12 protein-coding genes are annotated in these 12,483 nt (G+C 38.1%); 8 read left to right on the forward strand and 4 right to left on the reverse strand.

The genetic code is table 11. The annotated features are described in order from the left end of the window. The first annotated feature begins 21 nt into the window (after positions 1-21). Positions 22-309, forward strand: coding sequence for a hypothetical protein (locus ACFSGI_RS10590; RefSeq protein WP_204824101.1), 288 nt, complete (start codon positions 22-24; stop codon positions 307-309). Between the two features lie 184 nt (positions 310-493). Continuing rightward, entirely contained in the window at positions 494-1,030 is a 537-nt protein-coding gene (locus ACFSGI_RS10595; RefSeq protein ID WP_204824102.1) for a GNAT family N-acetyltransferase, read from the forward strand. Positions 1,031-1,439: 409 nt separating this feature from the next. Here the strand turns inward: ACFSGI_RS10595 and ACFSGI_RS10600 are convergent, their stop codons facing one another. Further along, on the reverse strand, positions 1,440-1,781 hold the full coding sequence (locus ACFSGI_RS10600; protein WP_204824103.1) for a YciI family protein: 342 nt from the start codon (positions 1,779-1,781) through the stop codon (positions 1,440-1,442). Between the two features lie 175 nt (positions 1,782-1,956). Here ACFSGI_RS10600 and ACFSGI_RS10605 point away from each other — a divergent pair, with 175 nt between their 5' ends. The 4 genes from ACFSGI_RS10605 to ACFSGI_RS10620 all read left to right on the forward strand — a co-directional run bounded on the left by ACFSGI_RS10605 (position 1,957) and on the right by ACFSGI_RS10620 (position 6,981). After that, positions 1,957-2,511, forward strand: coding sequence for a TetR/AcrR family transcriptional regulator (locus ACFSGI_RS10605; protein WP_379283945.1), 555 nt, complete (start codon positions 1,957-1,959; stop codon positions 2,509-2,511). Positions 2,512-2,862: 351 nt separating this feature from the next. Beyond that, on the forward strand, positions 2,863-3,801 hold the full coding sequence (locus tag ACFSGI_RS10610) for a serine hydrolase domain-containing protein (protein WP_204824105.1): 939 nt from the start codon (positions 2,863-2,865) through the stop codon (positions 3,799-3,801). Positions 3,802-4,010: 209 nt separating this feature from the next. Beyond that, positions 4,011-4,778, forward strand: coding sequence for a nucleotidyltransferase domain-containing protein (locus tag ACFSGI_RS10615; RefSeq protein WP_204824106.1), 768 nt, complete (start codon positions 4,011-4,013; stop codon positions 4,776-4,778). Between the two features lie 310 nt (positions 4,779-5,088). Further along, positions 5,089-6,981: an RICIN domain-containing protein gene (locus ACFSGI_RS10620; protein ID WP_204824107.1), complete on the forward strand. Its 1,893-nt coding sequence runs from the start codon at positions 5,089-5,091 to the stop codon at positions 6,979-6,981. Positions 6,982-7,105: 124 nt separating this feature from the next. Here ACFSGI_RS10620 and ACFSGI_RS10625 read toward each other — a convergent pair whose 3' ends face one another. From ACFSGI_RS10625 to ACFSGI_RS10635, 3 genes are all read right to left on the reverse strand, one after another. Then, positions 7,106-8,146 carry an NAD(P)-dependent alcohol dehydrogenase gene (locus ACFSGI_RS10625; RefSeq protein WP_204824108.1) on the reverse strand — a complete coding sequence of 347 codons (1,041 nt, stop codon included), beginning with the start codon at positions 8,144-8,146 and terminating at the stop codon, positions 7,106-7,108. Positions 8,147-8,398: 252 nt separating this feature from the next. Beyond that, positions 8,399-8,944: a TetR/AcrR family transcriptional regulator gene (locus ACFSGI_RS10630; protein ID WP_204824109.1), complete on the reverse strand. Its 546-nt coding sequence runs from the start codon at positions 8,942-8,944 to the stop codon at positions 8,399-8,401. A gap of 39 nt (positions 8,945-8,983) precedes the next feature. Beyond that, positions 8,984-9,901 (reverse strand): AraC family transcriptional regulator, encoded by a 918-nt coding sequence (locus tag ACFSGI_RS10635; RefSeq protein WP_204824110.1) that lies wholly within the window; start codon positions 9,899-9,901, stop codon positions 8,984-8,986. Positions 9,902-10,181: 280 nt separating this feature from the next. On the opposite strand from ACFSGI_RS10635, the gene ACFSGI_RS10640 reads away from it, so the two are divergent. Together ACFSGI_RS10640 and ACFSGI_RS10645 are read left to right on the forward strand one after the other, a co-directional pair. Beyond that, entirely contained in the window at positions 10,182-11,177 is a 996-nt protein-coding gene (locus tag ACFSGI_RS10640) for an aldo/keto reductase (protein WP_204824111.1), read from the forward strand. Positions 11,178-11,341: 164 nt separating this feature from the next. Further along, positions 11,342-12,469 carry an NAD(P)/FAD-dependent oxidoreductase gene (locus ACFSGI_RS10645; protein ID WP_204824112.1) on the forward strand — a complete coding sequence of 376 codons (1,128 nt, stop codon included), beginning with the start codon at positions 11,342-11,344 and terminating at the stop codon, positions 12,467-12,469. The last annotated feature ends 14 nt before the right edge of the window (positions 12,470-12,483 follow it).

Genomic DNA, 12,483 nt, shown 5'->3' on the forward strand with positions numbered 1-12,483 from the left:
AAGAAAGAGGTGTTAAATTCTATGGCGTTTTGTATTGACTTCAAGTTACTTCGAACGAATGGTACTAAAGCATTATACATGTATGGGGATTGTTCCGAAAATTTTGAAGGTTTATTTGAATTAGATTTAGAAAAATTACTATCAGGGGAAACTTCATTTAACACTGATATGAAAGAAGTGGTGAAAGTGATTAAACCATGTATTAGTGATACAGAATCTCAGCATAAAGCAAATAGAGCATTTAGCAAAATTTACAAACATTATAAAGAGACAAAAGAGTACTTATTAGAAGGCGGATATTATGCATAGAGGTTACTAATTAAGACAATCAATAAAACAACATTGTGGTAGATACTCAAGATGCACGATTTATTATAAACATAATGTCCACGCTGTGAGTATTGGTCGAATGTATAGTATACGCCAGATTGTGAATATAGGAACGTTATCTCAAAGAATCTGAAGAGTGGCTAAAAAAAGAAGGAATAAAATTATGAAAATCATCTTAGATAAATGGAATTCTCAAAGGCTTATGATGTCAAATTTGAAAGAAGAAGAAATCTCTTTAGTACAAGATCTATATGAGACAAGTAGATATATGAACCAGTGGGATGGCCAAGAATACAATCCAGAACACATAAAAAATTGTTTCTTTGAGGGCCATCTGCCTCCTGATGGGAAAGTAGAAAACTATAGAATACAAACTATTCGAAACAATAAAGATCAAAAAATAATAGGAATATTAAGTGTGTATCATGGTTATCCAGCTATTGAATGTATATACCTTGAATTTTTGTATATTGATAAAAGTATTCAAAAACAAGGGTTTGGACAAGAAGTCATAAATCAATTTACCGAATTAACTACTGAGTTAGGATATAAAGAAATACGAATCAATGTTTCAATAAAGAATTGGCTAGCTATAAAGTTCTGGATACAATCTGGATTTAATAATGTATGTGGAATTTATGGAGACAGTGAATATTCAGAACATACGTATGCAAATTTAGAATTAATAAAGATTTTGTGAGTAATTTAGGATAATAGATTTCTTCAGATAACATAATATTCATGCAGCGAGACTTGGTAACCTTTGAATCGCCAGAAGAGAAGAAGCCAGAAAGCGAAGTCAGGCGATCAACACCACCTAAGCTAAGTCTTCAACTCACTTCTTCTCTTAAATCACTAACGATCTTTACAGAAACGACGCGCTTAATTGAGAATTAAGCATGGCTTTATTTTTGGAGCTTGGTGGCTGAATGTTCAGTTAATAATTACATTCCGAGTGGCTAAGCGGTTAGCATAAGCCTCACGCGCCATAGATATAGGTTCACTTTCGTTCATTATGCACTTGTAATATAGCTCCGGTTCGAGATGTTCTATTGAACACAGCCACTTGTCCTGTAAGCTTCGAAAGATGGCGTTAACGCTATCTCATATCACGTTAGGTTTGTGCTCGTTGTTCTGGGCGGAACCATCATCGGGAAAAAGTCCACCGTTATCATTCCTGCGATAACAGCAGGATCTTCGCTGATGAGTTGCGTGACTTCGTCTGCATTCTCAACTTCGATGATCGCCATTCCATGAGGATCATTTGGTTTTAGAACTCGTCCCCAAAAAAGTGCAATCCCCTGATTCTGCTTATCTGTCCAATAGGCGAAGTGTTGTTGTAAAATATTGCGTTGTTCTGCGGTCATATCCTGTTGAGATTCTTTAGGAGGCACTGACCATAACATGTAATGCATTTTTTCCTGAATATTGCTTGTAGAGTTATCTGACATTTCAAAAAAACCTCCATTTCGTGTATATTGTACTGAAACAGTGTTTCTTAACATGTTTACATCGTAAACATACTTGCTTACATTGTCAACATATTATTATTAAGGATGATATCTATTGGATAAAAAACGTCCCTACCATCATGGAGATCTTCGCGAAACACTAACCTTAGCTGGATTGGAACTTCTAGCCGAAGGTGGGGTAGCAGCGTTGGATCTACGAAAGGTGGCTCGCAAAGCTGGCGTAAGTCATGCCGCACCCTATCGTCATTTTGAAGACAAAGGTGAGCTCATCGCCGCAGTTATTGAAGAGGGCTTCTCTCAGTTATACAATTCTTTGCAACACGCAGTTGATATGAGCGAGGCTAATCCTACAGACCAATTGCAAAATATTAGTCTGGCGTACGTCGAATTCGCCGTCAAGAATCCCTGGTCAGTACGGGAAATGTTTAGCGGATTGACGATTGATCACAATGCGTATCCGTCCCTCTATGCAACTTCCAAGAAGGTATTTGGCTTGATTGAAAGTGTAATCGTCTCAGGTCAAGAGAGCGGTACATTGAAATCGGATGATAGCAAAGAACTGACTTGTATCTTTTTGTCTACGATTCATGGAACAGCTCTTTTAATTATCGAAAACCATATGCAACCGATCACGTCTCGACCAGGTGGAATTGAGCATTTAGCACGAATTTCCGTCAATGCACTCATCAACGGAATTAAGAAAACGTAACTGGCTAAAGTTGTTCAACTACACCATAATGCTTTATTCAACATTATGTCTTATAAGGGACTATGTTCTTGTTGTCATTGGAAAAGAACCCGTATCTACTAAAAGTCGCTATATTTTAGCGGCTTTTTTGTTTTATTGGTACAGTTCTTGTTCCGATTACCGATTAGATAAGCATTTAACTATTGATTCAATTTATTAAGCTAACAAGCAGGGGAGTTGATTCATTTCGCGAATACCTTATAGATGGAGTATTTCAGGAAAGTCATTTTTTGATCTTTTGTATCACTCTTCTCACGAATATAAAACATAAATCTTCAAATGATCCTCAGAATAATGAATAGGAGCAAACCTATGATCCTTGAATCTCTAAATCAGTCTCAAATCAACGATGACAAAATTAAATCATTTATTAGCTATTTGAAAAAAGAAAAGATTGAAAGCTGTTTGGTAAGTTTGGGTTCAGATATTGTACTTCAATATTTTAGAAACAATAAATCCAAAGACAAGCTCCACAAAATCAATTCATGTACGAAAAGTATTACTTCATGCTTGATTGGAATTGCTGTCGAACAAGGATTAATTTCAGATCTTCATACGCCGATTGTTCAGTACTTTCCATCTCTTCAACAGGATCAAGATATTCGGAAGCAGAGCATTACCATTGAGCACTTATTGAGCATGAGTGCAGGATTTGATTGGCCAGAATTAGGAGAATGGAATGGCTGGCCAGCCATGATACATAGTTCGAACTGGGTTGATTATATATTAGAACGTCCATTAAACGCTGAGCCTGGTGAAAGAATGAATTATAATTCTGGCTGTAGCCATCTATTATTAGCGATACTTCAACAGGTTTCAGGAATGAGCGCCAAAGATTTCGCAATCAAATATCTTTTCTCTAGTTTGAAAATGAAAGATTTTATATGGCATGTAGATCCTCAGGGAGTGAATATTGGTGGTTTTGGGATACATATGTCTATACAAGATATGCACAAATTCGGCTGCTTTTATTTAAACAAAGGACGTTGTGGGAAGCGACAATTACTTAGCGAGGAATGGATAGCTACTTCAACCACACCCAAGTATTTGACATATGATGACATCGGTTATTATGGTCATCACTGGTGGGTATCAGGTAGATCATTAGATCGCCCTTTTTATTTCGCTATGGGTATGGGCGGGCAGTATATCTGTATAGATCATTCTCAAAATATAGTTATTGCATTAACAAGTGATACATACAGTGATACCCTAAAACCTTTAAGAGCAATTACAGAACTTTTGCGATAACAAAAAGAAGCTAGTATATCTGCTAATAAAACATTTTATATTGTTGGATGTGCTTCTTGTTCATCAAGTGAGATAGTGGAAGTGTGAATTTAGGTGACTCATTTAATTGCCTCAGTCTACCGATCTGTTTCATTGGATCACTTAAACTTTTTGAAAATTAGGAAAGCTACACGTTATCAGCAAGAAATTTTAGTCTAGGAGGAGTCTATATGATATTAGAAAAAGTCATACGTAAGATAACAATACAAAAAGAATATAAAGATTTTGTTGATACATATGTCGATAACATTCTAACTGAATTCAAAGATAAAATTCACAGCATTTATATGTGCGGCTCGATTCCAAAAGGAACGGCTACACCTTTTAAGTCGGATGCAGATTTTACGATTGTATGCGAAGATCCACACGATATAGATTATGAAAGACTGTCAAAGATTAAAGATAAACTGTTAGAAGAATATCCAGTAGTCACTAAGATCGATACGATCATTTGCTCGTTGGATGATATATTAAGTAAACCAAATGAGTGGGGGTTTTGGGTGAAGATCATTTGTGTCTGTGTATATGGTCAAGACATTGGTGAACAAGTACCTCCGATCATCATTTCTCCAACGTTCATTGTAGACTTAAATACAGACACCAAAGAAGAGATAGATCGTATACATCATTCACTTTCTAATGCTAGTGATCACACAATGCAAATGAGATATATAAAAGGTTACTCTAAGCGATTACTTCGTGCATTATACTCTTTGGTTTTAGAAGATACAGGTGTGTGGGAAGATGATATGGTTAAGATGAAGAATGCCATATTAGACTATTGTAAGATTGACCCTGCTTTAGTGGATTATCTATATGCTTGTTACCTGGGTAGTCATATAGATGTTGAGGAGTTTCTGAGAGTTGCAGATGAAGTCTATCGCTATTTTGAGAACGCTCTACATGCAATGGTTACTTTCAGAAATTCTTTAAGCTAAAATCCTATTGAAACTTCACATTGCTCCAAGTAACGAGGGATTATATTTAGTTACTAAGTCGCTTGGAATGTAACTATATTAGCGATTGGACGAAGGTCAACATTATAATAAGAGCAAAGTAAATCTAACATAATAAAGGAGAATTATTTTGAATAATATTTAAATTGTAAAATAATTGAAATAGCTCTCAATTCTGTGTATGATAGAAAAGAGATCGTTCTTCACGAATCGATCTCTTCTTTACACACCATTTTGTAAGCGTATACATAAATACTATTTTAATAACATCATCTGAAGGAGGACATGTTAAATGACCAAAAAAAAGTACAAAAAACGGTTCGCAATACTTAACCACAGCCTGCTTATCCTGGCATTACTAATCACAACGTATGGAGTGGTTCCGATGAAAAATGCGTCTGCGGCAAGTTATAATGCAACGGTTAATCCGAATGTGCAGTATCAGACATGGGAAGGTTGGGGAACATCGCTCGCATGGTGGGCGAATCGGGTAGGTGGTGCTTCTGAATCGGTACGTAATGATTATGCGGACAAATTGTTTGGCAGTAACGGACTACAAATGAATATTGTTCGTTACAATATCGGTGGCGGAGAGAATCCAGCCTATCCGAATCATATGGAACTGCGTGCACGTATTCCGGGTTTCAAAGATTCAGCAACATCTGCTTATGATTGGACAAGAGACAGTAATCAGCGCTCGATCTTACAAGCAGCCAAATCTCGCATCCCATCCAGCGAATTTATTGCCGAAGCCTTTTCCAATTCACCACCGTGGTGGATGACGAAAAGTGGAAGTGTTACGGGTAATCAGAATGCTGCTGAAAATCTGAAAGATGATATGTATGATGATTTTGCCGATTATCTTACAACAGTCACCAAACAGTTCAGGGATCAATGGGGCATCAATTTCCGTACATTGTCTGCTTTTAACGAACCCAGTTCAGATTATTGGTATTTCGGCAATCGTCAAGAAGGTAACGTGATGTTTGCCCCTAATCAACAAGTAATGATCGGGCAGTTATCCAGTGCGATAGCAGCCAAAGGTTTGGCTACAGGTATTAGTGCTCCTGAAGAAACAAGTATTGATCTGACTCGTCAAAGTATTGATAGCTATTCAGCGGCTACCAAGTCCAAATTAGTGCAATACAATACCCATACGTATCAGGGTAGTGACCGCACAGGACTGAACACTTCAGCTAATGGTAAGCGACTTTGGAATTCCGAGCATGGTGACGGTGATGATACAGGGATGACGTTGTCCCGTACAATTTTATCGGATCTGAAATATATGAAAAATAGTGCATGGGTCTACTGGCAAGCGGTAGAGACACCGGGCGGTTGGGGTATGATCGAAACGGATTTGAATAATGCCAGTGCTAATCTAGGAACATACACTGTTAAAAAGAAATATCATATGATGGCACAATGGAGCAAATTTATACGTCCGGGATACAAAATTATTGACATTGTCGATAATAATTCGGTAGCGGCTTATGATACAACAGGCAAAAAATTAGTAATTGTCACTGTCAATAGCACAACATCATCGAATACAGTCAATTACGATCTATCTCAATTCACTACGTTGACTGGCAATGTAACCGGTTATCGGACAAGCAGTTCTGAAAATATGGCGCCAATTAGCGGATTATCTCTAGCTAATAAGAAATTCACCAATACTCAACCTGCTAATTCGGTCAGTACATTTGTGATCACAGGGATCTCTGGTGCTACAGGTGGTGGGACAACGATAGATGCAAATTCGTATTACAAAATCGTCAACCAGAACAGTAATAAACTGCTTGATGTCAGCGAAGCATCGACAGCAGATGGAGCGAATGTGATTCAATGGATGGATATTGGAGGAACGAATCAACAATGGAAATTCGTAGCGACTACCAACGGTTATTACAAATTAATTAACCGCAAAACAGGGAAAGCACTTGAAGTATCTGCTCAATCGGTAGCCGATGGTGGCGATGTCGTTCAGTGGACAGATAATGGTGGCACTAATCAACAGTGGAAACCTGCATTTACAGATAATACATTGAAATTAGTGAACCGTAACAGTAACAAAGTCGCTGATATTAGTAGTGGTTCAACCAGTAATGGTGGCGATGTGATTCAGTGGACAGACAACGGTGGCACTAATCAAAAATGGATATTGCTCAAAGTTACAGAATAATACTCAGCTAATAACGATACAATACAACCATCAAAAAGAAGCCCCTCGCAATCGAAGGGCTTCTTTTTAATATACCTATATAGAAGATTTTATATCAAATTCATATCAAATATACGTTGATATTCTACAATGTAGCGATATCAATAACAAAGCGATAACGTACATCACTGTTTACTACACGCTCGTAAGCTTCGCCTACATAATCTGCACCGATCACTTCGATCATTGGAGCGATATTATGTTCTGCTGCAAAGTTAAGCATTTCTTGCGTTTCTGGAATACCACCTACAAGTGATCCTGCAAGGCTACGACGACCCATGATTAGTGAGAATACACTGTATTGATCTGGATCAGCAGGTGCGCCTACATTTACTAGCGTTCCATCTACACGTAGCATAGAAAGATAAGCATTCACATCAAGGTTAGCAGACACTGTGTTCAAGATCAGATCAAATTTGTTCGCAAGTGTTGCAAATGTCTCTGCATCACCTGTTGCATAATAATGATCTGCTCCAAAACCGATTGCTTCTTCTTTTTTACTCATCGAACGACTCAATACCGTTACTTCTGCGCCTAGTGCATGAGCGAATTGAATCGCAAGGTGACCTAGACCACCAACACCAACGATTGCTACTTTTTTACCAGGGCCGATATTCCAGTGTTTCAAAGGAGAATACGTAGTGATTCCAGCACATAGAAGTGGACTAGCTACATCCAAGCCTAATGCTTCTGGAATACTAACTACAAAACGATCAGTAACAACGATTTTTTGGCTGTATCCGCCATAAGTTGGGTTACCATCATAGTCTCTAGAGTTATATGTTTGGACAACACCTTTGGTACAGTATTGCTCGTCACCTTGTAGACAATATTCACATTCGCCACAAGAATCTACAAAACAACCTACACCTACGCGGTCGCCTACAGCAAATTTAGTTACATCTGTTCCGACTGCTTCAACCACACCAGCGATTTCATGACCTGGAACCATTGGGAAAATACCGCCGCCCCATTCGTCATAAGCGCTATGAATATCCGAGTGACAGATACCGCTAAATTTGATATCAATCAAAATATCATTTGGACGTAATTCTCTCCGTTCAATCGTTGTTTTCTCAAATGGTGCTTTTGGACTTGCAGCACTGAGTACGTGTGTTTTGCACATAAGTTTCTCTGCTCCTTCTCCTTAAGCAATATCAATTTCTTTTGAAATGCTAAAGTGTTCGATTTTTTTTAGTATATTAAACGTATAACACATTTTACGGATCAACCAAACATCTATACTTTAATATACACCTGTATATTATCACCAAAATAAGATTGCTTACAATCGATAAAAAAGAGCGATTTGTCTATTAATGAACAATAAATGTATATATGTTCAATAACTCATATATGTTTATGCATTTAGAAAGCCCTATAAGTTGCGATCTAGTAATAAACCTACTTGATCAGCCATCACTTCACTTGAATAAGGCATTTTGTTCACAATCCACCACTCTGTCATGCCTACATACGAAGTAACGATAAATTGTAAAAGAATATCTTTGCTAACACTAGCATTTTTCTCGCCAGATTGTTTAACTTCATTTTCAAATTCTTCACTAAGAAATTCAACAAATTGGTTGCGAAAAGAAGTAGCACCTTTACTAGCTAACATCGTTGAGAAAAAGAGATAATTTTGTTCTAAATATTCAAACCAGGGCAAAATCGCTTCTCTAAAATCAAGATCAGCTACAGAACGACAAATATTTCTTAATTTCTGAATATGTTCTTCTATCAGCTTATTAAGTAAGTCGAATTTATCTGCATAATGAAGATAGATCGTTCCCCGGCTGATATTGGCGCGATCCGAGATATCTTGCAGTGTAATTTCATCAAATCTTTTCTCAGTCATTAATTCAATAACGGCTGTTTTCATCGCTTCTTGTGATTTAAGAATACGGCGATCGATTTTGGACATAACCAGTGCACCAAGCTTTCTTAAATTATATCTATACCTCTATAAGTTAAACGTAAGTTCGTATTTTTCTTTGAGACGCTTAATATCGGTACGTGGTGGTGAGCCAAACATACGCGCATATTCGCGACTAAATTGAGAAGCACTTTCATAACCTATACGAAAAGCCACATCAGCGGCATCTGCGGATTCAGATAATAATAAGCGTCTTGCTTCTTGTAATCGCAATTGCTTTTGAAATTGAAGAGGGGTCATTGCTGTGACTTCTTTGAAGTTACGATGGAATGAAGAGACACTCATACTGGCTACTTCAGCGAGACCTTCGATTGATAACGATTGATCATAATGATCCATAATGTGCTGAATAGCATCCTGAATACGATACGTACTGCTTCCTTCCATTGCTATCTGAGCGAGTGTAGCTCCATATTCTCCTTGTAACAATCGATATAATATTTCTTTGATACATAGCGGAGCTAGAAATGGAATATCTTCAGGATGATCCAACAGACGAGCTAACCGAAGAATAGAGTCAAGCAAGCCAGCGTTGATCTGACCGACAAATAGTGCACGTCCAGCATTGTTATGGGCTACTGACTGAAGCGAAGAATCATTGAGCACATCTAAAATCTGCTGTTGAGTAAATTCAAGCTTAAAGCTTACATAAGGTTCTTCCGCAGAAGCTTTGATAACCTGACCTACTACAGGTAAATTTATCGAACCGACCAGATAATCATTCGGATTGTACGAAAATCGTTCTTTGGCTAAATAAATTTCTTTGGAGCCTTGCGCAATAAAGCAGAGTGCAGGTCGTGCTACACGATAATCTGGTTCTGAGGTATGCAAATAACGTATAAAAAACAATGAAGAAATAGCTGTTTCTTGAACACCTTCAAGAGTAGAATGACGTTTGATTAAGCGAGCAAGTTCATCTTTTTTTCTTTGCATTTCTTGAGACATACCGAACTCCTCCTTTGTAAATATGTAATAAATCGCTTACCCTACATTCGTATAACATTAAAATCTTATTGATTATGCTTGATTTACTAAATATTGGATATAAGAGAATTAGGCAATCATTTAAGATAAATGTGATAACGATGCCTGTAAATGATGTTGCATAATGTATCTAAGCAGTTGCATACGATAACCTGTTTAATGTGTCTATTATTATAGACATCTGTTCATTAACGAAGCAAGTACTTTTGAATCTGAGTATATGAAAGCGAGGAGAATCGTAATGGAATATATCAAATTAGGCAATACAGGTCTGGATGTATCACGTATTTGTTTGGGTTGTATGGGATTTGGAGATCCCAACCGTTGGGTTCATTCGTGGGTACTTAACGATGAGCAAAGCCGTCCGATTATCAAGCAAGCTTTGGAACTAGGAATCAACTTTTTTGATACTGCTAATGTATATTCTCTTGGTGCTAGTGAAGAGATTGTAGGACGCGCACTGAAAGAATATGCGAATCGTGATGAAATTGTACTCGCGACTAAAGTTCATGGCAAAATGCATGAAGGGCCTAACGGCGGAGGATTATCTCGTAAAGCGATTATGAGTGAAATTGATAAAAGTCTTCAACGTCTAGGTACAGATTATGTAGATTTGTATCAAATCCATCGATGGGATTATGAGACGCCGATTGAAGAAACGATGGAAGCATTACATGATGTCGTTAAAGCTGGTAAAGCGAGATATATTGGAGCATCTGCCATGTATGCTTGGCAGTTTTTGAAAGCTATTGATACTGCTAAAGCCAATCATTGGACTTCTTTTGTATCGATGCAGAATCATTTGAATTTGTTATATCGTGAAGAAGAACGAGAAATGTTACCGCTTTGTATCGAAGAAGGTATAGGCGTAATTCCATACAGTCCATTAGCTTCTGGACGATTAACACGTGATCCTAATGAAACGACGGAGCGTTCAACAACAGATAAAGTGCAAAAATCTAAATATGATGCTACAGCAGATGCAGATCGTGTCATTATTGATCAAGTGGCTGATATTGCACAAAAACGCGGTGTGCCACGTTCCCATATCGCTCTAGCTTGGCTGTTACAAAAGCAACCGGTGAGTGCTCCAATCGTAGGAGCAACCAAATCTTCTCATTTGGAAGATGCAGTAGCCGCTCTTGCTATAACGTTGACTCCAGAAGAAGTAACTTCTCTGGAAGAAGGGTATATCCCGCATCCTGTTGTCGGCTTACTTCCGTATCCGTCCAAATAAATACTACAATAAGATATACCAGTAAGTGAGTGCAATGAAGAGCAGTAGGTCTATGACTACTGCTCTTTGTAGTACATTTTGGAGTACATATCGTAACAATAGAAGAGAATGATCTGCATTTTCGTTATAATAGAGACATTCGTGTACAAGAAAGGAATGCAGTGATGAAGAAAGTAATCGTAATCGGAGCAGGAATTTTAGGAGCTTCAACCGCTTATCAGTTAAGTAAAATGGGAGCAGAAGTCCTTCTTATAGATCGGCAAGATCAAGGGCAAGCCACCGATGCGGCGGCAGGAATCATTTGCCCGTGGTTATCTCAACGTCGTAATCAAGCATGGTATCGTCTTGCCAAAGCAGGAGCACAATTTTATCCACAACTGATTCAAGAACTTGAAGAAGCAGGAGAAATCAATACTGGATATGCTCAAGTCGGAGCACTGAGTATTCATGAAGATATAGATAAAATCATCAAAATGCAAGAACGAGCAAAGGTACGTAAAGAACATGCGCCTGAAATTGGAGATATTACTATTTTGGATGATCAGGAGACCCAAGCAAGATTCCCTTTGCTAAAAAAAGGCTATCATGCTGTTCATATTAGCGGAGCTGCTCGTGTAGATGGTCGTGCATTACGAGATGCACTAATCCGATCAGCACAGAAACATGGGGCACAGTGGATCGAAGGAGATGCGACCCTGCTATACCAAGATCATCAAGTTACAGGAGTTGCTGTGAACGGAGAAAGTTGGCAAGCAGATCAGGTGGTTGTATGTGCAGGCGCATGGGCTACTTCATTACTTCAGCCTTTAGGTATTGAGCTACAAGTGAGTTACCAGAAAGCACAAATTATTCATTTACAGGTAGAACAGCAATCTGATGATATCGGAAAATGGCCTGTGATTATGCCCCCTACAGACCAATATCTGCTTGCATTTGATGAGCAAAAAATAGTCGTCGGCGCTACTCATGAAAATGATATCGAAGGCTATGATACTAGAGTTACAGCAGGTGGCATGCAAGAAGTATTGAATAAAGGATTAGAATTAGCACCCGATCTTGCAAATAGTTCACTACAAGAAGTACGTGTAGGTTTTAGACCTTTTACTCCAGGATTCTTACCTGTCATTGGAGCGATTCCAGAATGGAAAGGATTATTAACAGCCAACGGGCTTGGAGCATCAGGCTTAACGATGGGGCCTTTTATCGGCTATCAACTGGCTAAGTTAGCGCTTGATATGGAAGTCGATATTGATATCAATGATTACGATATTAGAACAGCTTTGAATGAATGACTTAACTGAATAGC

This window comes from Paenibacillus nicotianae (genome assembly GCF_042681745.1).
GTDB lineage: Bacteria > Bacillota > Bacilli > Paenibacillales > Paenibacillaceae > Saccharibacillus > Saccharibacillus nicotianae.